Annotated in this window: 14 protein-coding genes; 10 read left to right on the plus strand and 4 right to left on the minus strand. The window is 65.5% G+C overall.

What is annotated here, in order from left to right:
- Window positions 1-217: 217 nt before the first annotated feature.
- Complete coding sequence (locus GNX71_RS05965) at window positions 218-637, plus strand: LysR family transcriptional regulator (protein WP_206177465.1); 420 nt, start codon at window positions 218-220, stop codon at window positions 635-637.
- On the opposite strand, the gene GNX71_RS05970 is transcribed toward GNX71_RS05965, so the two are convergent.
- Complete coding sequence (locus GNX71_RS05970) at window positions 634-1554, minus strand: LysR family transcriptional regulator (RefSeq protein WP_206177466.1); 921 nt, start codon at window positions 1552-1554, stop codon at window positions 634-636. The two genes, GNX71_RS05965 and GNX71_RS05970, sit on opposite strands and share 4 nt — an antisense overlap.
- 255 nt (window positions 1555-1809) lie before the next feature.
- On the opposite strand from GNX71_RS05970, the gene GNX71_RS05975 reads away from it, so the two are divergent.
- The 5 genes from GNX71_RS05975 (at window position 1810) to GNX71_RS05995 (ending at window position 11843) form a co-directional block, all read left to right on the plus strand.
- A complete protein-coding gene (locus tag GNX71_RS05975) occupies window positions 1810-8892 on the plus strand; it encodes a YadA-like family protein (RefSeq protein WP_206179362.1) in 7083 nt (2360 codons plus the stop codon).
- Window positions 8892-9308: a hypothetical protein gene (locus GNX71_RS05980; protein WP_206177467.1), complete on the plus strand. Its 417-nt coding sequence runs from the start codon at window positions 8892-8894 to the stop codon at window positions 9306-9308. The genes GNX71_RS05975 and GNX71_RS05980 overlap by 1 nt, the downstream gene beginning before the upstream one ends.
- 25 nt (window positions 9309-9333) lie before the next feature.
- Window positions 9334-9804 (plus strand): DUF4019 domain-containing protein, encoded by a 471-nt coding sequence (locus GNX71_RS05985; protein ID WP_206177468.1) that lies wholly within the window; start codon window positions 9334-9336, stop codon window positions 9802-9804.
- Between the two features lie 80 nt (window positions 9805-9884).
- A complete protein-coding gene (locus GNX71_RS05990; RefSeq protein WP_206177469.1) occupies window positions 9885-10856 on the plus strand; it encodes a tripartite tricarboxylate transporter substrate binding protein in 972 nt (323 codons plus the stop codon).
- 201 nt (window positions 10857-11057) lie between these two features.
- Window positions 11058-11843 carry a winged helix-turn-helix domain-containing protein gene (locus GNX71_RS05995; RefSeq protein WP_206177470.1) on the plus strand — a complete coding sequence of 262 codons (786 nt, stop codon included), beginning with the start codon at window positions 11058-11060 and terminating at the stop codon, window positions 11841-11843.
- 28 nt (window positions 11844-11871) lie between these two features.
- On the opposite strand, the gene GNX71_RS06000 is transcribed toward GNX71_RS05995, so the two are convergent.
- The gene (locus GNX71_RS06000; protein WP_206177471.1) at window positions 11872-12792 is read right to left on the minus strand and encodes a LysR family transcriptional regulator; all 921 of its coding nucleotides are present in this window, start codon (window positions 12790-12792) and stop codon (window positions 11872-11874) included.
- A gap of 233 nt (window positions 12793-13025) precedes the next feature.
- Window positions 13026-14615: a phospholipase D family protein gene (locus GNX71_RS06005; protein ID WP_206177472.1), complete on the minus strand. Its 1590-nt coding sequence runs from the start codon at window positions 14613-14615 to the stop codon at window positions 13026-13028.
- A gap of 172 nt (window positions 14616-14787) precedes the next feature.
- On the opposite strand from GNX71_RS06005, the gene GNX71_RS06010 reads away from it, so the two are divergent.
- The 4 genes from GNX71_RS06010 to GNX71_RS06025 all read left to right on the plus strand — a co-directional run bounded on the left by GNX71_RS06010 (window position 14788) and on the right by GNX71_RS06025 (window position 20520).
- Entirely contained in the window at window positions 14788-16884 is a 2097-nt protein-coding gene (locus GNX71_RS06010) for a TonB-dependent siderophore receptor (protein WP_206177473.1), read from the plus strand.
- A 31-nt stretch (window positions 16885-16915) separates the two neighbouring features.
- The gene (locus GNX71_RS06015) at window positions 16916-18115 is read left to right on the plus strand and encodes a PepSY domain-containing protein (protein ID WP_206177474.1); all 1200 of its coding nucleotides are present in this window, start codon (window positions 16916-16918) and stop codon (window positions 18113-18115) included.
- Window positions 18112-18315 (plus strand): hypothetical protein, encoded by a 204-nt coding sequence (locus GNX71_RS06020; protein ID WP_206177475.1) that lies wholly within the window; start codon window positions 18112-18114, stop codon window positions 18313-18315. Before GNX71_RS06015 ends, GNX71_RS06020 begins: the two co-directional genes overlap by 4 nt.
- A gap of 72 nt (window positions 18316-18387) precedes the next feature.
- Window positions 18388-20520 carry a TonB-dependent receptor gene (locus GNX71_RS06025; protein WP_206177476.1) on the plus strand — a complete coding sequence of 711 codons (2133 nt, stop codon included), beginning with the start codon at window positions 18388-18390 and terminating at the stop codon, window positions 20518-20520.
- Window positions 20521-20541: 21 nt separating this feature from the next.
- On the opposite strand, the gene metK is transcribed toward GNX71_RS06025, so the two are convergent.
- Window positions 20542-21726, minus strand: a complete 1185-nt coding sequence (gene metK, locus GNX71_RS06030; protein WP_206177477.1) for a methionine adenosyltransferase — start codon at window positions 21724-21726, stop codon at window positions 20542-20544.
- Window positions 21727-21830 lie beyond the last annotated feature (104 nt).

Raw genomic sequence — 21830 nt, forward strand, 5'->3', positions numbered from 1 at the left:
TGAGAATCTCCTTCGAGCACAACAGGGCCGTGCAGTCTATGCACTTCCGCAAGCGGTTTCCTGTCGTTGTGCAGGGCCGATCCGATGTTGATCGTTCTGGCATCGAAGTTGATTGCCATGGGCGAATCGACGCATCGGGGCGCCGGAGAATCGAAGCCTGTCTGCATGAAAGCGAGGCGACACAAGCGGCCGTCGCCAACAGCAGACTGGCGATTTCATGGGCATGTCCGCCGCGCGATGGAGGTTCCGACTTTCAATTCATGCCCGGCTTCCGGCTTCCGGCATCTACATCCACTTCATGCGCCTCTCTTTCAGAGACATCGACTACTTCCTGGCGTTCTCCAGCTCGGCGAACCGGCTCGAGGCTGCGGCGTTGCTGGGCGTGACGCTCTCGGCGCTGAACCGGGCCATCCAGCGGGTAGAAACGGAGTTCGGTCTCGCGCTCGTGGTGCGGCATGCGCGAACTGCGTGCATGACCCGGGAGGGAGAGAGGTTCGTCACCGCGCTGCAGGCAATGAGCACCGGGTATTCGCAGGCGAGTCGCGTGATCGTCGAATTGCGCGAGCGCGACCCCCGCGCCTCTGCGCGAAGGGGGCAGGTCCGCGACATTCACCTGCCGCGGGCCACCTGCACCTAAGCGGAAGCGCCGCCTCGCCGGGCTTCGGCCTGCAGCATCAACAGATCGCAGAACGCAGCGGTCAATGGCGAGCGCTCCACGCCCGAACGCGTGAGGCACATCACCGAGCGATCGATGAAGAACTCCGGAATCGCGACCTGATGAAGATCGAGCCGATCGGTCGCGCGAAACAACGAGCGCGGAATCATCGCCAGAAGGTCGGAGGTTCGAACGAGTGACAACACAGCCTCCGATGCGTATTCGATCTCGACCGCGACCGTGGGCGCGGGGAGCCGGTAGCGGGCAAACAGCGCGCTCAGGCTCTGGAATCCGGTCTTGTCCTGTGCCGTGTTGATCCAGCTGTAAGGCATGAGGTCGGCAGGCACCAGGCGTGAACGCCCGGCCAGCGGATGCTTCGCGCTCATCACCGGAAGGTGCGGATCTGCGCCGACATTCACATGGTCGCAGCCCTCCGGCGGAGGACCGTACGTGGGCACGACCGCGACGTCGAGATGCCCCTCGACGATGCCGCGCACCAGAAGGTCCGACTGCCCGATCTGCAGCGTGGCGCGGAGCCCCGGTCGCTGGCGCAGCAGGGCCGACAGCGTGAGCGGCACGAGCCCCGCGCGCGTGGAGTCGGTGGTGCCCAGGCGCAGGAGCCCCGACTGCTGCGCGCGCACGTTGGCGGCCACGCGCACAGCCTCCTCGTAACTCTTGCCCAGCGATTCGGCCACTTCTCTGAAGCGCTCACCTTCGGCCGTGAGCCGCGTGCCGCGCGCATCGCGCTCGAACAGCGTCAGGCCGCACTCGGCCTCCAGCCGCTGGATGGCCTTGGTGATCGCCGGTTGGGTCACATGACAAGCCTCGGCCGCCTTGGCGAGTCGCCCGTGTTTGGCGACAGCAAGAAAGTAGGTCACGTCGCGGGGTGTGATGTCCATGCGTCGGTCCGTTCAATGAATGGTTTGTCGCCTGCGCGAATCATAGGAACTAGATCACACGCTGGGGGCGATTTCCGCCGGAGTTCCATTTGGTTATCGAACTTTCCATCTTCGGGAATGGGCTGTCGAGAGAGGCAAACCTAGCATCGCCCGGCGAGTTCGAGGGAGAGTGCCTGAGGCGTCGATGGAAGTCGGCTGCCTGTGCCTGGCCTGAGAGGCGAGCACAGCAGTCAATCCATCTGAAGAGGCCAAGGCGTGAACAAAATCTGTCGTGTGATCTGGAGTGAGGCGCTCGGTACCTGGGTGGCGGTGTCCGAGCTTGCGAAGTGTGGCGGGTCGGGGACCACGCGGGTGGTCGCCAGCGGATTCAAGATTGCGAGGCTGCGGCCGATCGCATGGGTGTGCGGGTTCGTGTTGCCCGCGCTGATGACGCCGCATGCTTTCGGACAGCCGACGTTCACGGGGAACAACCAGGGCTTCGGCATCGGCAGTTTCAATGCGACGGGAGTGGGTTGCATTGCAATCGGTGCAACGGGATCTTTCGGCGCGGTGGCCAATTGCTCGGGCCTGGACGGCTTGGCCGTCGGCAATGGCACCACCGTTTCCTCGCAGGCGGGAACGGCATTGGGTACCGGCTCGAGCGCCACAGGTGGCTTTGGTGCAACAGGCATTGGGGGAGGGATGGCCAATGGCACTGGAGCCATTGCCATCGGCAACAACATTTCGGGCAACGCCAATGCAGCCCGGGCAACAGGCTCGTCGGCCATTGCGTTGGGGGCGCAGTCGAGCGCTTCGGCAAACAACGCGATGGCATTCGGCCAGACGGCAACCGCAAGTGGCCCCAGAAGCAGCGCCTTCGGCTTCGGTGCAAACGCCGTAGGAACCGATGCCATAGCATTCGGCTCGGGAAGCAGAGGGGGGAGCAACAACGCCATTGCCATCGGCAACAACGCCAATACCCTGAGCGGCGAGACCATTGCCATCGGCTTGAATTCGATGGTGGCCGGCCAGGCCGGCGTTGCGATCGGTGTCCGGGCCAATGCGCAGAGTGCCAGCAGCGGCGTGGCGATCGGTGCGGACACGACGGCCAAAGGCAACCAGGGGACGGCGGTTGGTACCAACGCTAATGCACAGGGTGATTTTTCGTCGGCCTTCGGCCTTGGTGCGTTCACTGGCGCTGCCGCCTCCGAAGCCGTTGCCCTGGGCTCCAATGCCCGCGCGCTTGGTGCCAACTCGGCGGCGTTGGGGCGCCAGGCCAATGCGGCCGGTAGCGGCTCGCTGGCGATGGGCAACACGGCAAAGGCACTCAACACGAACGCGGTCGCGATCGGCGTGGGGACCGTGGCCAACGTCGACAACAGCGTTGCCCTGGGCAATGGCGCAAGCACCACGGCTGCGGCCTCCGCGGCCACCGGCGGTACCGGCACGGTGACGGGCTTCGCGGGCGCGACTCCGACGGGTCTGGTGAGCGTCGGTGCGGCGGGAGCGGAGCGCCGGATCCAGAACGTCGCGGCCGGCCAGGTGACGTCCGCAAGCACCGATGCGGTGAACGGCAGCCAACTGTTCTCGGCGGTGAGTGCGATCTCGTCCCTGTCGACATCCGCCTCGACCGGATTGAGCACGACGAACAGCAGCATTGGCAGCTTGTCGACGTCTACCTCGAGTGGCATCAGCAGCCTGTCGACTTCAACGTCGTCTGGTTTGAGCACGGCAACCAGCAGCATCAGCAGTCTTTCGACTTCGACCTCGTCTGGTCTGAGCACGGTTACGAGCAACATCGGTAGCCTGTCGACCTCGACCTCGTCTGGTTTGAGCACCGCTACCAGCAGCATCGGCAGCCTGTCGACTTCGACCTCCTCTGGTCTGAGCACGGCAACCAGCAGCATCAGCAGTCTTTCGACTTCGACTTCCTCTGGCCTGAGCACCGCGACGAGCAGCATCTCGAGCCTGTCCACTGGCCTGAGCACGACCAACAGCAACGTCACTAGCCTGTCGACCTCTACTTCGAGCGGCCTGAGCACCGCCACGAGCAGCATTGACAGCTTGTCGACGTCGACCTCGTCCGGTCTGAGCACTGCGACCAGCGGCATCTCCAGCCTGTCTACTGGCCTGAGCACGACCAACAGCAGCGTAAGCAGCCTCTCGACCTCGACATCGTCTGGTCTGAGCACGGCGACGAGCAGCATCAGCAGCTTGTCCACGTCTACTTCGAGCGGCCTGAGCACCGCCACGAGCAGCATTGACAGCTTGTCGACTTCGACCTCGTCCGGTCTGAGCACTGCGACCAGCGGCATCTCCAGCCTGTCCACTTCGACGTCGTCTGGCCTGAGCACTGCGACCAGTGGCATCTCCAGCCTGTCCACGGGCCTGAGCACCACGAACAGCAACGTGAACAGTCTGTCGACTTCGACTTCGAGCGGATTGAGCACGGCCACGAGCAGCATCAGCAGCTTGTCGACATCTACTTCGAGTGGTTTGAGCACTGCCACCAGCAGCATCGATAGCTTGTCCACTTCGACCTCGACGGGCATCACCAGCCTGTCGACGGGGTTGAGTACGACCAACAGCGGTGTGAGCAGTCTCTCGACTTCGACGTCAAGTGGTCTGAGCACCGCCACGAGCAGCATCGACAGCCTGTCGACATCCACGTCGTCCGGCCTGAGCACGGCCACCAGTGGCATCTCGAGTCTGTCCACGGGACTGAGCACCACGAACAGCAGCGTGAGCAGCCTCTCGACCTCGACGTCGTCTGGTCTGAGCACCGCGACCAGCAGCATCAGCAGTCTGTCCACGTCTACTTCGAGTGGCCTGAGCACTGCCACGAGCAGCATTGACAGCCTGTCGACCTCCACGTCGTCCGGCTTGAGCACGGCGACCAGTGGCATCTCGAGTCTGTCTACGGGTCTGAGCACCACGAACAGCAGCGTGAGCAGCCTGTCTACTTCGACATCGTCTGGTCTGAGCACGGCGACCAGCAGCATCAGCAGTCTGTCGACATCTACTTCGAGCGGCTTGAGCACTGCCACGAGCAGCATCGATAGCCTGTCGACCTCCACGTCGTCCGGCTTGAGCACGGCGACCAGCAGCATCGATAGCTTGTCCACTTCGACTTCAACGGGCATCACCAGCCTGTCGACGGGGTTGAGTACGACCAACAGCAGTGTGAGCAGTCTGTCCACGTCGACCTCGAGCGGCTTGAGTACAGCGACGAGCAGCATTGACAGTCTGTCGACTTCGACGTCGTCGGGCCTGAGCACGGCGACCAGTGGTATCTCGAGCCTGTCTACCGGCCTGAGCACGACGAACAGCACTGTCAGCAGCTTGTCGACCTCCACATCGAGCGGCCTGAGCACAGCGACCAGCAGCATCAGCAGTCTGTCCACGTCTACTTCGAGTGGCCTGAGCACTGCCACGAGCAGCATCGACAGCTTGTCGACTTCGACGTCATCGGGTCTCAGCACTGCCACCAGCAGCATCAGTAGTCTGTCCACGTCGACGTCTTCTGGTCTGAGCACCACCACGAGCAGCATCGACAGCCTGTCGACGTCGACGTCGTCCGGCTTGAGCACTGCGATCAGTGGCATCTCCAGCCTGTCCACGGGTCTGAGCACCACGAACAGCAGTGTGAACAGCCTGTCCACTTCGACCTCAAGTGGCCTGAGCACTGCCACAAGCAGCATTGACAGCCTGTCGACTTCCACATCGTCCGGCTTGAGCACGGCGACCAGTGGCATCAGCAGCTTGTCTACGTCTACTTCGAGCGGCTTGAGCACCGCCACGAGCAGCATCGACAGCCTGTCGACTTCGACGTCGTCGGGTCTGAGCACAGCGACCAGTAGTCTCTCGAGCCTGTCTACCGGCCTGAGCACGACCAACAGCACCGTCAGCAGTCTGTCCACGTCGACGTCTTCTGGTCTGAGCACCGCAACAAGCAGCATCGACAGCCTGTCGACCTCCACGTCGTCCGGTCTGAGCACTGCGACCAGCGGTATCTCGAGCTTGTCCTCCGGCCTGAGCACGACCAACAGCAGTGTGAGCAGCCTGTCGACTTCGACGTCATCTGGTCTGAGCACGGCCACGAGCAGCATCGACAGCTTGTCGACCTCCACTTCGTCGGGCCTGAGCACTGCGACCAGTGGTATATCGAGCCTGTCTACCGGCCTGAGCACGACGAACAGCAACGTCAGCAGCCTGTCGACTTCCACGTCGAGTGGCCTGAGTACTGCGACCAGCAGCATCGGCAGCCTGTCGACCTCGACTTCGAGCGGCTTGAGCACGGCCACGAGCAGCATCGACAGCTTGTCGACCTCCACTTCGTCGGGCTTGAGCACGGCGACCAGCAGCATCAGCAGCCTCTCGACTTCCACATCGAGTGGGTTGAGCACTGCCACGAGCAGCATAGACAGTCTGTCGACGTCCATGTCCAGTGGTCTGAGCACGGCGACGAGCAGCATTGACAGCCTGTCGACCTCCACATCGTCTGGCTTGAGCACGGCGACCAGCAGCATCTCGAGCCTGTCCACCGGCCTGAGCACGACCAACAGCAATGTCAGCAGCCTGTCGACTTCGACGTCGAGTGGTCTGAGCACCGCTACGAGCAGCATCGACAGCCTGTCGACTTCCACGTCGTCCGGCCTGAGCACCGCGACCAGCAGCATCTCGAGCCTGTCCACAGGTTTGAGTACGACCAATAGCGCCGTCAGCAGCCTGTCGACGTCGACCTCATCCGGCTTGAGCACGGCGACCAGCAGCATCAGCAGCTTGTCTACGTCTACTTCGAGCGGTTTGAGCACGGCCACGAGCAGCATCGACAGCTTGTCGACTTCGACGTCGTCCGGTCTGAGCACTGCGACCAGCGGCATCTCCAGCCTGTCTACGGGTCTGAGCTCGACCAACAGCAGTGTCAGCAGCCTGTCGACGTCCACGTCGAGCGGTCTGAGCACGGCGACGAGCAGTATCGACAGCCTGTCGACTTCCACGTCGTCCGGGCTGAGCACAGTGACCAGCAGCATCTCGAGCCTGTCCACAGGTTTGAGTACGACCAATAGCGCCGTCAGCAGCCTGTCGACGTCGACCTCATCGGGCTTGAGCACGGCGACCAGCAGCATCAGCAGCTTGTCTACGTCTACTTCGAGCGGTCTGAGCACCGCCACAAGCAGCATCGATAGCCTGTCGACTTCGACGTCGTCCGGCCTGAGCACTGCGACCAGCGGCATCTCCAGCCTGTCTACGGGTCTGAGCTCGACCAACAGCAGTGTCAGCAGCCTGTCGACTTCTACTTCGAGTGGGTTGAGCACCGTCACGAGCAGCATCGATAGCCTGTCGACTTCCACGTCGTCCGGCCTGAGCACGGCAACCAGCGGCATCAGCAGCCTGTCGACCGGCTTGAGCACGACGAATAGCAACGTCAGCAGCCTCTCGACTTCGACCTCGAGCGGTTTGAGCACGGCCACGAGCAGCATCGACAGCCTGTCGACTTCGACCTCAAGTGGCCTGAGCACCGCCACAAGCAGCATCGATAGCCTGTCGACTTCGACGTCGTCCGGCCTGAGCACTGCGACCAGTGGCATCTCGAGCCTGTCTACGGGCCTGAGCACCACGAACAGCAGCGTGAGCAGTCTGTCGACGTCGACTTCGAGTGGCCTGAGCACCGCGACCAGCGGCATCGCCAGCCTGTCTACCGGCCTGAGCACTGTCGGCAGCGGCGTCTCGAGCCTGTCGATCGGCCTGAGCACGACGAACAGCAACGTCAGCAGTCTGTCGACTTCGACATCGTCGGGCTTGAGCACTGCCACCAGCAGCATCACTAGCCTGTCGACCTCGACGTCCTCCGGCCTGAGTACCGCCACGAGCAGCATCGGCAGCCTCTCGACCTCCACGTCGAGCGGCCTGAGCACGGCCACCAGCAACATCAACAGCCTCTCGACCTCGACCTCGTCTGGCCTGAGCACTGTCACCAGCAGTGTCGACAGCCTCTCGACTTCCACGTCGAGCGGCCTGAGCACCGCCACCAGCAGCATCTCGAGCCTCTCCACCGGCCTGAGCACGACCAACAGCAACGTCAACAGCCTGTCGACGTCTACATCGAGCGGGCTGAGCACTGCCACCAGCGGGATCTCGAGCCTGTCGACGGGCCTGAGCACGACCAACAGCAGCCTCAACAGCCTGTCCACCAGCGTGAGTGGTTCGGCCAGCGGCCTTGCCAGCCTGTCGACCTCGACCTCCACGGGCCTGAGCACTGCCACCAGCAGCATCAGCAGCCTGAGCACGACGGTCAACACGATCAACGACAAGGGCACCAAGTACTTCCACGCCAACTCGACGGCAGCCGATTCCAAGGCAACCGGCCAGGAATCCGTGGCGATCGGCCCGCAGTCGCTGGCGAGCGGCGCCAACTCCTTCGCCGCTGGCAACGGTGCGAAGGCAACGGCCGACGGCGCAGTCGCCATCGGTTTTGGCGCGCAGGCCACGGGGGCCAACGCCATCGCGATCGGTTCGGGCGCGCTGGCAACGGGCTCACAGGCAATCGGTGTCGATTCCCGCGCAGGTGGCGGTGGCGTGGCGTTGGGCGACAAGGCCGACGCCGGCGGCACGGTGCTGAGCCAGGCGCAGAACGTCTCGCAAGGCACAGCCATCGGCTTCGGCTCGCTGGTCACGCAAAGCGGTGGCGTGGCGCTGGGCGCGGGGTCCAAGGCGACGACCGCAGCAGGTGTGGTCGGCTACATCCCCGGCAGCGCGAATGCGCAGCAGGAAGCGGCCATCCGAGCCACGACCAGCACCCAAGCCGCCGTGTCCGTGGGCGATGCCGCCAACGGCCAGTTCCGCCAGATCACCGGTGTGGCGGCCGGCTCGGCCGACAGCGATGCGACCAACGTCGCGCAACTGCGCGCTGCATCCAATGCGGTGGCCGCCAGCAGCGTGCAGTACGCGACCAACCCGGATGGGTCGGTCAACTACAACCAGGTCACGCTGGGCAACGGCCAGGCGCCCAACGGCACACGCATCTCCAACGTCGCGCCGGGCATTGCACCAACCGATGCGGTCAACGTGGGCCAGTTGGGAGCGGTGCAGAGCCAGTTGCAGGGCCAGATTGCCAGCGTGCAACGCATCGCCTACTCGGGCGTGGCGATGGCGACCGCCATGAGCACGTTGCCGCAAGCCATGACGCCGGGCAAGACGCTGCTGTCCGTGGGGGTGGGCAACTACTCGGGCTACAGCGCCATCGCCGTCGGCTTCTCGTCGCGCTCGAACGATGGCAAGTGGGTCTACAAGGTCAACGGCGGCTACAGCGGGACCCGGTTCAACATCGGCGTGGGTGTCGGCTACGAATTCGACTGATGGCCATCGCCGACGCAACCCGAAGATTGCCGTCGCTTGCAAAGCCGACGGTCCTCGATGCGGGGACGGCGGCCGCCGTGGTGCTGGTGCCCCTGAATCCGAGGGGCATCTGCGAAACGGATGCACTCCGGATCGGCAGGCAGCTCTGGCTCGTGACCCAGTGGCACGGCGCGGGGTTGCCCCAAGGCGTCTGGCGGCCGGTGCGGATGATCCGCGTCGACGACTTCCAGGTCCGGCCCATGGGCGACAGGCTGGTTCTTGTCGAGCCGATGGCCACCCGGCTGTTCAAGGGCAAGGCCACCTTTCCGGGGCACGAGGTCCTGCTTCACCCGGACATCCTTGTCGATTTTGGCTCGTCGACGCCAGTTACCGAGGCGGCCGCACGGCGCAGGCGCCGGGTTGCGTCCAACAAATGAGAAGAAAGCAGAGATGACACAACGCATGTCCACCCACGCAACGCCCGCTTTGCGCCGCCGCTTCGGCATCTGCCTCGTGTTGGCCGTTGCAAGCACCGCGGCGGGGGCCCAGGGCAACCCGCAAGCATCAGGCGCATCGGCCGACGAGTTGCTGCGTGCGAGCGAGCAGACCCTTCGCCAGATCGACGAGAGCCGCGGCCCGGACCTGTGGAACGCGTCCGCGCCGTTCATCAGGACGAGCTTCTCGCAGGCCGACTACGTGAACGGTATCGTTCAAGAACGCCAGAGAGTCGGAACGGTGCGTGAACGCAGTTGGGATCGCGTGACGCGCATTCACGAGAACGGCAACAGCCAAGGTGTGCCGGCCGGCTTCTACGCCAGCGTCGATTTCTCGACATACACGGGCAATGGCAACGTTGTCTACGAACGGTTGAGCTTCAGGCTCGAAGACGATGGCTGGCACCCCGTGGGCTACAACGCACGCGACAAACAGTGAAAATGACCGCGCCCGGTGCCCGGCTCTGCCTGGATGCGCCACGCAGAGAGAGGGCATGGTGGCCCTTGTGTTCGACCTCTATGAAACTTTCGACGGTCAGCCTTCTGGCAGCCCTCGCCGCAAGTTTGTGGATCCCGGCCTCCGGGGCCGAGGCGCCCGTGTGGCCGCATGCCAAGGCGATCACCTGGATCGTCGGTTTCCCTCCGGGCGGCACGATGGACACGCAGGCGCGGATGGTGGCCCAGCTGCTGAGCCGGAAGACGGGGCAGCCCGTGGTCGTGCAAAACAAGGTCGGTGCCTCGGGCGCACTCGCGTTGCGTGCCACCGCGTCGGCCCCTGCGGACGGCTATACGGTCATGACGGTCACCGGCCCCGGCATCGAGGCGCAGGACGTACCGCGATTCGGCAACGGACTCAAGCCCGTGGCGCTGCTGTCGAAGGGGCCGATGGTGCTGGTCGCCTCCATGGCCAATGCGCCGCCTGCGGATCTGCAGGCGCTCCTGAAAGAGATGCGCCGCAGGCCGGAGGCCTGGAGCTACGCGTCCTCGGGTCTCGGAACACCCCAGCACCTGGCGGGTGAGCTGCTCAACAAGCTGGCCGGCACCGCCATGCTGCACGTGCCCTACAAGGGCGGAAGCCAGGCCGTGGGGGACGTCGTCGGCGGGCAGGTTCCCCTGGGCATGCTCGGCGTGATGCCGCTGCTTCCCTACATCCGGGCGGGGAAGGTCAGGGTGTACGCGGTGACCAGTGCGGCCCGCCTGCCCGGTGTGCTGCCTGATGTTCCGACGATGCAGGAGGCCGGTGTCCCTGGCTACGACATCAGCCAGTGGTACGCGCTGGCCGTGCCCGAGGGCGTGCCGCTGGATTGCGTTGCGCAGTTGAACCGGTGGCTGAACGACATCATGGTCTCCGAGGAGATGAAGGAGCCGCTGCGGGCCATCGGGTCTTTGCCGGGAGCGGGGTCGCCGGCCGCCGTGGCGTCTTTCGTGCGCGCCGAGGATGAAAAATGGCGCGCCTTCGCGCGCCGCGCGGGCATTCAAGCGACGAACTGATGGGGCGGGAAGGCCGGCAGATCTCTCGCACTTTCGCGTTCTCTCGCGTTCTTTGCGCTCTCGTTATGGCTATCGCCCGTTTCGGGAATGCCGCGGTGCGCAGGGCCTGGGTAGATTCAATCGATCCGTTAACAAACCTCCACCTTCGTGGTGGTTCGAACGGATGGCAGCTGCCCGGATTGCAGGCGGGAAAGGAATCTCTTGGAAACGCATGAAGCGAGCGTCCGGTCCCTGGATGCGGTGTGCCGGTCCTTCGGCCGCGCCGAGATCCCGCGAGAGCCAGGCACGCGCATCGCCGTGCTCGAAGCGTCGGACCCGGACAGGGATTTCGTGGGCGATGTGATCCGAACGCTGGGGCACGGACTGGCGGAGTTCCGGCGCCCCGCGGACCTGTTGCGGGCGCTGGGCGCGGGCGACAGGTTCGACATCGTGCTGGCCGCATTCGACGGCGACCAGGACGCTGCGTTGTCCGGCGCGCGCAGCCTGCGGCGAGTCATCGGGGCTTCCACGCCGATGCTGCTGATGATGCGTCCCGAACAACTGCGAAGCGCGGAGACCTTCATCATGGATCCGGCGAACGATTTCATCGTGCTGCCCTGCGAGGAGTGCGAGGTCGTCGCGCGCATCGCCGCCTCGCTCAAAGCGGCGCGGTCGCCGGATCTTCTCGAGCGCCTCGCCTTCGGGCGCTATCTGTTCGATCCGCGATCCCGCACCGTGAATTTCGATGAGGAGCGTGTCCGGCTGAGGCCCCGGGAGTTCGATTTGGCGCTATTCCTTTTTCGGAACGCGGGTGTCGTGCAGTCGCGCGACGCGATCTTCAAGAACATCTGGTCCTGGAGCGGCATCCGGCCGATCGGTGCGCGAATGATCGACGTGCACGTCGCGGGCATCCGCAGGAAGCTCAAGCTCAACTTCGATGCCGGGATCGGCGTGACGCTTTCCACCCTCTACGGTCTTGGCTACCTGCTGACCCTCTGCGACCCATGAGAGAACGCCGCCGCACCGGCCAGCCTGCTCACTGGTCCGCGGCCAGCATCGACTGCGCGCCGGCGGCCAGTGCATCCCTGAAAGTCTTTGCCAGCGGCGTCCAATGGGCGCCGCTGCGCGTGAGGAGTCGGATCGACGGGACGATCCTGAGCTGGGGGACCGTGAGCGTGCAGAGGCCCTCGCGGCTCGCCGCATTCCACAGCGAGCGCGAGGCGAGGGTGATCAGGTTGGCGTGGCGCGCGAGCAGGAGTGCGAACTCCGAGGCCTGGTCGGATTGAATCGCCACGACGGGCGGCGAAAGCCCCTCGCTTTCGAACAGCGCGTTCAATGCGTCGCCGACCGCGGAAGACGACGAGGCCAAAGCCCAGCGATACGGCTGCAGGTCCGAGAGCGTCAGCGTCTGCCTTGGGGCCAGCGGATGGTCCGAGCGGACGATGGGGAGCAGCGGATCGCGGCCGAGCGCCGTGTTCCTCACGCCTGCCGGCACGGAGGCGATGCTCGAGGTGACGCCCATGTCCAGTTCTCCATTGCGGATGCCCTGCACGATCAGGGGATGCGGCAGTTCGATCCGGCACGACAGCTTCAGGCCCGGATGCGCATCGAGCAGTCCCGCGATCGTCCCGGACATCTGCAGCGCCTGGGCGGCGCTGGAGAATCCGATCCGTATGAACCCCGCGCGGCGATCCCGCATCTGCGCCACAACGCGCGTGGCATCCGCGTAGCCGGTGCTCAGGCGCTGGGCGACCTCGAGGAAGCGCAGCCCCGCCTGCGTCAGGTGTGCCCCGCGTGCATTGCGTTCGAAAAGCGCAAGTCCGAAGGCGAATTCGACCCGGTGAATCGACTTCGTCAGCGCAGAGGGCGTGAGGTCGAGGGCTTGCGCCAGGTGGGCCCCATGCCCGACTTTCGCAACCGCCAGGAAGTGGTCGATGTCCTTGAGCGTGAACGCCATCTCCGCGCCCTAGCGGCACCGTGCGGCCGCGCTGCGGGGAGATGGCGTGCCGCGTCCCTTCTCTTTTCTTCTCCTCGAATGTCTCCTCGTGCCCATGTTGTCCTGTCGCCCCCCAAAAATGGATGCCAGCACCCTTGCCTCTGGAAAACAAGTCTAGGCAGGGGCTGCGGGCGCGCTCATTCCTGGGGCACGATGTTCGATAACTGCTTGCCGCCCAAACGGCAGCGGGTCGTTCACAACTGGTCGGTGGGCACGAACCATGAGAAGAGCAGCAGCTGCAGCCGGGTCAGCATGCTCGAATCCGGCTCGCTGTCGAGCACCTCGTTGTTGACGTCGCCTGTGCCGATCCATTCGACGTTCTGGCCGTCAGGCTTGAGCACCACGCGGTAGACGCCCTCGATGTCGTCCAGCTGGTAGGCGAAAAGCAGCGCCTGCGTGAGGTCGAAGCTGCGCACGCGCACACCGAACTCGGTGTTGAGCCGGGCAGAGCGCGGATCGAGGTTCATGGAGCCGAGCAGCACCCATTGGCGGTCGACCAGCGCCAGCTTGGCGTGCAGCCGGCCCCGCGCCTTCTTGAGAAGGTCGCGGAACTGGCCGCTGCGCCGCAGCTGCTGGGTGCTGACCTCGTACAGATTCACGCCCAGCTTGAGCATGTCGACGCGATAGCGGTTGTAGTTGATGTTGACCAGCGGCTCGTCGCTGTCGGCGAGCGAATTGGTGATGACGGTGATGTTGATCCCGTGGTCGCGTCCCATGCGGATGCGCGCCATGCCCTCGTCGCCCGGGATGAAGTAGGGCGAGATCACCACCACGTTCGACTGGGCGGTGGCCAGCATTTCGTGGAAGCGCTGCGCCAGCGATTCGGTCGGGTGCGCCATGACGCCCAGGGCCTTGTTGGGGCTGTCGGCGGTGGCATGTGCCTCCGCACGCATCCATTTCGCCTCGTCGATGTTCGCGAGCTGCACGGCCAGCGGCGGGTCGCCGAGCAGGTCGGTGGCGGCCAGCGGGTCGGGCGGCGGGGCGTAGCGCGGGGAGGTGTCGGTCTCGAACGCGGACTTGAGCTCGTCCGGTGTGCGGTTGGTGCCCGCAACCCGCTGCAGCGGGTAGACCACGTCGCTGTTCCAGTAGGTCTCGAAGATGGCGGCCGACTCCGGAACCACCGGGCCGGCCATGAGCACTTCGAAGTCGATGAAGTTCGCGCTCTCGCTGCGCAGGAAGTATTCGTCGGCCAGGTTGCGGCCACCCGCGATGACCATGGCGCCGTCGACCACGAACAGCTTGTTGTGCATGCGATGGTTGAGCCGCCGGAAATCGCCGAAGAACTCCAGCCACCGCCCGGACGAGTGGTCGCGCATGTTCACGAACGGGTTGAAGAGCCGCACTTCGGCGTTGGGCTCTGCGGCCAGGCCCAGCAGCAGGCGGTCCATGCCCGCCGTGTAGAAGTCGTCGAGCAGCAGGCGCACGCGCACGCCGCGGCGTGCCGCATCGCGCAGCTCCCGCAGCAGGAGCCGGCCGGTCTTGTCGTTGCCCAGCTGGTAGGTCTGCACGTCGAGCGAGGACTGGGCGCGCCGCATCAGCTCCAGCCGGGCGTCGAGGGCGTAGGACGCCTCGATCAGCGGCCGCAGGCTGGAGAGCCCGTCGGGCGGCGTGTTCAGGCTGATGGCCGCGCGGCCGAGCGCAGTGGCGGGAGAGATCGCGATGGCCTGGCTCGGCGGCTCGGGTGTGCGCGGCGGGAGTCCGGCGCAGCCCGTGAGCACCAGGGCGATCAGCAGCAGGACCGGCGCGCGCAGCGCAGGAATCAGAAGGGCAATGAGCTTGTGCATGAGACCTGCCGGCACGGAGAAATGTGCCCGCGGCATCGTAGCCGCTCCGCCCTGCGCCGAGGATGCAAAAGCACAACGCAACCCCTTTGTCACGCCCGGGGATTGGACAAACTGAGATTTTCTACCTACTAAAATGAGAATTATTCGTAATTAACAGTTGGAGTGAGCAGGAATGAAGAGGACGTTGGTGCGGCGCAGAGCCGCTTCGGTGCTGGTGGGATGCATGGCCGTTTACATGCAGCACCAGGTCTTGGCCCAGACGGCAGCCCAGGGTTCGCTGCCGGAAGTGCGGGTCGATGCGAATGCCGAAGCCGAAACCGCGACCAGCCCCGTCATCGGCTACCGCGCGAAGAACGCTGTCACCGCTACCAAGACCGACACGCCGCTGTCGGAAACACCGCAGTCCGTGACCGTCGTGACGCGCGACCAGATCGTCGACCAGGGCGCGACCAACCTGCAGGACGCGCTCAACTACGCCGCCGGCGTGCGCTCCGATGCCTACGGCCTCGACTCGCGGACCGACTCGATGCGCGTTCGCGGCGCCACCCCCGACGTCTACCTCGACGGCCTGCGCCAGGCCTACGGCTACTACACCAGCACCACCCGCACCGACCCCTACACGCTGGAGCGGCTCGAAGTGCTGCGCGGCCCCTCGGGCATGCTGTTCGGTGCAGGTACCGCCGCGGGCGTGGTCAACATGGTCAGCAAGCGGCCGCTGCAGGAGGCCCAGCGCGAAGTGGGCGTGCAGTTCGGCAGCTTCGGCCGCAAGCAGATCCAGGCCGACCTGACCGGGCCGCTCAATGCCGACGGTTCGCTGTCGTACCGGCTGATCGCTGTGCAGCGCAAGTCGGACACCCAGGTCGACTACGTGCCCGACGACCGCAGCCTGATCGCCCCCTCGCTCACCTGGCGCCCCAACGCGGCGACCTCGCTCACGCTGCAGGGCCTGTGGCAAAAGGACAAGAGCGGCAGCAGCTCGCAGTTCCTGCCGTGGGAGGGCACCCTGCTGCCGAACCCCAACGGGCGCCTGCCGGGCAGTCGCTACATCGGCGAGCCGGGCGACTTCTACAACAGCGAGCGCAAGACCTTCGGCTGGCTGTTCGAGCACAAGTTCAACGACGACTGGACCGTGCGGCAGAACTTCCGCTACGCGCAGAACGAAAACGCCAACCAGTACCACTATGGCGCCGCGTTCAGCGGGTTCGACAGCTGGTCCAGCGATCCGATCTTCAAGCGCGTGCTGGGCCGCTACTTCGACAACCAGCTGACCCTCAACCGCACCCAGACGCTGGACAACCACGTCGAGGGCCATTTCCAGACCGGCGCCCTCAAGCACACGCTGCTGGTGGGTGCGGATTTCGCGCGCCAGCGCGAGAACGTCTGGAGCGGCACCAATGTCGACACCATCGACGTCTACGCGCCGGTGTATGGTCACCGCGACGTGCCCGATGCCACCGCGCTGCCGCGCACGCGCCAGCGCCAGACGGGCATCTACCTGCAGGACCAGATGAAGCTCGACAACTGGATCTTCGTGGCGGGCCTGCGTCACGACCGGGCTTCCTCCAGCGCCGCGGGCAGCGACGAGCAAAAGAGCAGCGCCACCACCAAGCGCTTTGGGCTGATGTACGCGTCGCCCTCGGGCTGGTCGCCGTATGTGAGCTACAGCGAGTCATTCACGCCGCAGTCGCCGCGCCAGGGGCAGATCTTCACGCCGCTGCGCGGCGAGCAGTGGGAAGTGGGCGTCAAGTACGAACCCAAGGATCGTGCCCTGGCCTTCAGCGCCGCGGTGTACGACCTGCGTGAGAAGAACCAGGTCGTCGAAGAGCAGCCGAACGTGTTCTCGCAGCGCGGCCTCACCAAGACCAAGGGCGTGGAACTGGAAGCCAAGGGCTCGATCGGTTCCAACCTCGACCTGATCGCGCACTACAACTACACCGATGCCGACGTACAGATCGAAGGCCTGCCCAAGCACCAGGCCAGCGTCTGGGCGAAGTACAGGTTCGCCATCGGCGGCGTGAGTGGCTTCTCGGCTGGCGCCGGCGTGCGGGCGATGAGCTCGTTCCGCGACCTCCAGTTCGGCACCGGTCCCCGCATTCCGGGCGTTGTGCTGGCCGACCTCGTGTTCGCCTACGACACTGCGAGCTGGCGCTATGCGCTCAACATCAACAACGTGACGGACAAGAAGTACTTCTCTACCTGCCTGTCGCGCGGTGACTGCTGGTACGGTTCGCGCCGCAACATCGTCGCGAGCGCCACCTACCGCTTCTAAACTCCGCCTTCAACCCGCATAGCACGACGACATGAACAGCCGAAAGATCAAGACCTGGGCCTGGGTGCACAAGTGGAGCAGCCTCGTGTGCACGGTGTTCATGCTGCTCTTGTGCATCACCGGTCTGCCGCTGATCTTTCATCACGAGATCGGGCACCTCTTGGGCACCGAGGTCGAGGCGCCGAAGATGCCGGCCAACACGCCGCGCATCAGCTTGGACAAGGTGCTGGAGATCGCCAAGGCCAAGCACCCCGACCGCGTGGTGCAGTTCGCGTCGCAGCCCGAGGACGACGACGGCCTGTGGTTCGTCACGCTCACGCCCACGCCGGCGCCCACCGACGACTTCAAGTCCGTCGCGGTCGATGCGCGCACCGGCGTCGTGCTGGCCCAGCCCAAGTTCGACGAGGGCTTCATGTACGTGATGTTCAAGCTGCACGTCGATCTGTTCGCGGGGCTTCCCGGCAAACTGTTCCTCGGCTTCATGGGCTTCCTGCTGCTGGTGGCGATCGTCTCGGGCGTGGTGCTCTATTCGCCCTTCATGCGCAAGCTCGACTTCGGCACCGTGCGGCGCGAGAAACGCCCGCGCCTGAAGTGGCTCGACCTGCACAACCTGCTGGGCGTCGTCACGCTGGTGTGGCTGTTCGTGGTGGGTTCCACCGGCATGATCAACACGTGGGCCGACCTGGTCATCAAGTACTGGCAGTACGACCAGCTCAGCACGCTGCTCGCCCCCTACAAGAACGAGCCGGTCGTGGCCGTGGCCGAACGCGGCTCGGTGCAGCGCTCGATGGACGAAGCCCTGCAGCGCACACCCGGCATGAAGCTGACGTTCATCGCGTTCCCCGGCACCGCGTTCTCGAGCCCGCACCACAACACCTTCTTCATGCGCGGCAGCGAGCCCTTCACCTCCAAGCTGCTGCAGCCGGTGCTGGTCGATGCCAAGACCGCGGAGGTGACGGCGGCGCCGAAGATGCCGTGGTACCTCACGGCCCTGCTCGTGTCGCAGCCGCTGCACTTCGGCGACTACGGCGGCATGCCGATGCAGATCCTCTGGGCGCTGCTCGACATCGCCACCATCATCGTGCTGGGCAGCGGGCTCTACCTGTGGCTCAAGCGCGGCAACACCGTGCCGGCGAAGACGGGCTCGACTGCGCCCGCCACGGAGCGCGCGCTACCCACGGCCTCGGGCCAGCAGCCCGACCCGGCACCGGCCATGAAGGTGCAGGCATGACAACGCACCACAAGACACAGCACCAATCCTTCTGGCGCATGTGGGGCTGGCCGATCGTGCTGGGCGTGCTGACGACCATCGGCCTCATTTCCGCACTGTTCAGCGACGGCGGGTTCGGCGACATGCTGGCCTGGGTGGCATTGGGCATTCCGGTCGCGGTGTGCGCCTGGTACGGCTGGCGCCGGTCGCCCGACCGCTAGCCGCACGCCGTTTCCTTCTCGTCGGGTTCTCGCTAGGCGAGGGCGTTGGCGTGCCAACGCAGAATCGCTGCAATGAATGCCGCACTCGCCCACGCCGTCCGACTGCTGTTGTTGGGCATTCCATTCGCGGCACATAGCCAGCCAACGCCAACGGCCAGAGCGACGACGGGCCAACTGCCCGAGGTCACCGTCTCCACGCCGCGCGGCCAGGTCGCGCCGTTCAACGTGCCCGGCTCGGTCGATCGAGTCGATGGCGAGGAGATGCGCGACAGTCGCCTGCAGGTGAACCTCTCCGAAAGCCTCGGCGCAGTGCCGGGGCTGCAGGTGCAGAACCGGCTGAACTATGCGCAGGACCTGCAGCTGTCGATCCGCGGCTTCGGCGCGCGCTCGACCTTCGGCGTGCGCGGGGTGCGGCTCTATGTCGACGGCATTCCGGCCACGCTGCCCGATGGGCAAGGGCAGACGTCGAACATCGACATCGGCTCCCTCGACCGTGTCGAGGTGCTGCGCGGGCCGTTCTCGGCGCTCTACGGCAATTCATCGGGCGGGGTGCTGCAGGCCTTCACCGCGTCGGGGGAGGGCGCGCCGCGGCTTTCCTATTCCGCGGCCGGCGGCAGCTTCGGCACCTGGCGGCAGTCGCTGCAGGTCGGCGGATCGCAGGGCGCGGTCGATTACCTGCTGGGCGCGAGCCGCTTCCACACCGACGGCTGGCGCGAGCACAGCGCCGCGCGGCGCGACATCGCCAACGGCAAGCTGGGCATCGCGCTGGACAACGGCGACAAGCTCACGATCGTGCTCAACAGCGTCCGCATCGACGCGCAGGATCCGCTGGGCCTGACCGCCGACCAGTATGCGCTCGCGCCCCGCAACGCGCCGCTCGCGACGCAATACGACACGCGCAAGACGGTCGAGCAGACGCAGCTCGGCCTGCTCTACGAGCGGCGCATCGATGCGACGCAGGGGCTGCGCCTCATGGTCTACGGCGGCGAGCGCAAGACCACGCAGTACCAGTCGATCCCGCCCTCGGCGCAACAGAACCCGTTGCATGCGGGCGGCGTGATCGATCTCTCGCGGCAGTACGGCGGCGTCGACGTGCGCTGGACCGCCGCGCTGCAACTGGCGGACCGGCCGCTCGACGTGGTGGCGGGCCTCGGCTACGACAGCCTGCGCGAGCGCCGCCGCGGCTACGAGAACTATCTTGGAAGCATCGCGAACCCGGTGCTGGGCGTGCAGGGGCGTCTGCGCCGCAGCGAGCGCAACGAGGTCTGGAACCTCGACCCTTATGCGCAGGCCACCTGGCGCTTCACCGACCGCTGGACGCTCGAGGCCGGCGTGCGCCGCAGCAGCGTGCACTTCGCATCGAACGACCGCTACATCGTGGGTGCGAACCGCGACGACAGCGGCACTGCGCGCTACAGCAAGACGCTGCCGGTGGCTTCGCTGCGCTACCAGGCGACGCCGGACCTCGCGCTCTATGGCTCCATCGGCCGCGGGTTCGAGACGCCGACGCTCAACGAGCTCTCGTACCGCTCGGGCGGCGCGAGCGGGCTCAACTTCGCGCTGCGGCCGTCGGTGAACGACAGCATCGAACTGGGCGCGAAGGCGCGACTTGCCGGCGGGCTGCTGACGGCGGCGCTGTTCCAGACCCGCACGCGTGATGAGATCGTGACCGACACCAACGTCGGCGGCCGCGCCACCTTCCAGAACGCGGGGCGCACGCGGCGCAACGGCTTCGAGCTGGGCTGGCAGCACGAGACGTCGAACCACTGGCGCACACAGCTGGCCTACACATGGCTCGATGCGACGTACCGCGATGCCTTCTGCTCGCCGTCACCCTGCGCGGCCGCCAACACCGTGGCCGGCGGCAATCGCATTCCGGGCATCGCACGGCAGTCGCTCTTCGCGTCGCTGGGCTGGGTGCCGCCCGAGGGCTGGCGCGCCGGTGTCGAGATGCGTGCGCTCGGGCGCATCCAGGCGAACGACGTCAACACCGCGAGCGCGCCGGGCTATGCGGTCGCGGCGCTGTATGCGGGCTATCTGAAGAAATGGGAGCGCTGGGAGTTCAACGCCTTCGCGCGTGTCGACAACCTGTTCGACCGGCGCTACGTGGGCTCGGTCATCGTCAACGAGGGCAATGCGCGTTATTACGAGCCCGCGCCGGGCCGTAACTGGACGGTGGGCCTGAGCGGTGCGTACCGCTTCTGACGACCCACCGTCTTTTTCTACTTACTTGAGGCCGGCTGCTGCCCGCAGTGCGGGCGCCTGCGTCGTCGCTTCCCAGGTGAACTCGGGCTCTTCGCGGCCGAAGTGGCCGTAGGCGGCGGTCTTCTGGTAGATCGGGCGCAGAAGGTCGAGCATCTGGATGATGCCCTTCGGACGCAGGTCGAAATGTTCGCGCACGAGCTCGGCGATCTTCTCGTCGGGAATGAGGCCCGTGCCTTCGGTGTAGACCGTGATGTTCATCGGCTCGGCCACGCCGATCGCATAGGCCACCTGGATCTGGCACTGGCGCGCGATGCCGGCGGCCACGATGTTCTTGGCCACGTAGCGTGCGGCATAGGCGGCCGAGCGGTCGACCTTCGACGGGTCCTTGCCCGAGAACGCGCCGCCGCCGTGCGGGCAGGCGCCGCCGTACGTGTCGACGATGATCTTGCGGCCGGTAAGGCCGCAGTCGCCCTGCGGGCCGCCGATGACGAAACGGCCGGTCGGGTTGATCAGGTAGCGCGTGTCCTTGAGCCATTCCTTGGGCAGCACCGGCTTGATGATCTCTTCGATGATGGCTTCGTTGAACGAGGCCTTCATCTTGGTCGAGGTCTCGCTCTGGTCGGGGCTGTGCTGCGTCGAGAGCACCACGGTGTCGATGCTGTGGGGCTTGCCGTCCACGTAGCGCATCGTGACCTGGCTCTTGGCATCGGGGCGAAGGAAGGGCAGGCGGCCATCCTTGCGCAGCTGGGCCTGGCGCTCCACGAGGCGGTGCGCGTAGTAGATCGGCGCGGGCATCAGCTCGGGCGTTTCGTCGCAGGCGTAGCCGAACATCAGGCCCTGGTCGCCGGCGCCGGTGTTCAGATGGTCGTCGGAGGCGTGGTCCACGCCCTGGGCGATGTCGTTGGACTGCTTGTCGTAGCAGACCATCACCGCGCAGCCCTTGTAGTCGATGCCGTAATCGGTGTTGTCGTAGCCGATGCGCTTGATGGTGTCGCGCGCGACCTGGATGTAGTCGACGTGCGCGTTGGTGGTGATCTCGCCGGCGAGCACCACGAGGCCGGTGTTGGTCAGCGTCTCGGCGGCCACGCGGCTGCGGGGGTCCTGCTCGAAGATCGCGTCCAGGATGGCGTCCGAGATCTGGTCGGCAACCTTGTCGGGGTGGCCTTCGGAGACGGATTCGGAAGTGAAGAGGAAGTCGTTCGCCATTTGTTCAAAGCTCCTTGAAGTGGTTTGGCGCGTTGCCAACTCTGCGGAGCCCTGGCGAACGCTTTAGCAGATGCCGAAGAATCGGCGGTACACAATCGCTTTGC

The sequence above is a fragment of the Variovorax sp. RKNM96 genome (genome assembly GCF_017161115.1).
GTDB lineage: Bacteria > Pseudomonadota > Gammaproteobacteria > Burkholderiales > Burkholderiaceae_C > Variovorax.

Coding starts and splice junctions, on each gene's coding strand:
- GNX71_RS06020 (WP_206177475.1), top strand. CDS start 18,112: ATGACAACGCACCACAAGACACAGCACCAATCCTTCTGGCGCATGTGG.
- GNX71_RS06025 (WP_206177476.1), top strand. CDS start 18,388: ATGAATGCCGCACTCGCCCACGCCGTCCGACTGCTGTTGTTGGGCATT.
- GNX71_RS06010 (WP_206177473.1), top strand. CDS start 14,788: ATGAAGAGGACGTTGGTGCGGCGCAGAGCCGCTTCGGTGCTGGTGGGA.
- GNX71_RS06015 (WP_206177474.1), top strand. CDS start 16,916: ATGAACAGCCGAAAGATCAAGACCTGGGCCTGGGTGCACAAGTGGAGC.
- GNX71_RS05985 (WP_206177468.1), top strand. CDS start 9,334: ATGTCCACCCACGCAACGCCCGCTTTGCGCCGCCGCTTCGGCATCTGC.
- GNX71_RS05970 (WP_206177466.1), bottom strand. CDS start 1,554: ATGGACATCACACCCCGCGACGTGACCTACTTTCTTGCTGTCGCCAAA.
- GNX71_RS06000 (WP_206177471.1), bottom strand. CDS start 12,792: ATGGCGTTCACGCTCAAGGACATCGACCACTTCCTGGCGGTTGCGAAA.
- GNX71_RS05980 (WP_206177467.1), top strand. CDS start 8,892: ATGGCCATCGCCGACGCAACCCGAAGATTGCCGTCGCTTGCAAAGCCG.
- metK (WP_206177477.1), bottom strand. CDS start 21,726: ATGGCGAACGACTTCCTCTTCACTTCCGAATCCGTCTCCGAAGGCCAC.
- GNX71_RS05990 (WP_206177469.1), top strand. CDS start 9,885: ATGAAACTTTCGACGGTCAGCCTTCTGGCAGCCCTCGCCGCAAGTTTG.
- GNX71_RS05965 (WP_206177465.1), top strand. CDS start 218: ATGGGCATGTCCGCCGCGCGATGGAGGTTCCGACTTTCAATTCATGCC.
- GNX71_RS06005 (WP_206177472.1), bottom strand. CDS start 14,615: ATGCACAAGCTCATTGCCCTTCTGATTCCTGCGCTGCGCGCGCCGGTC.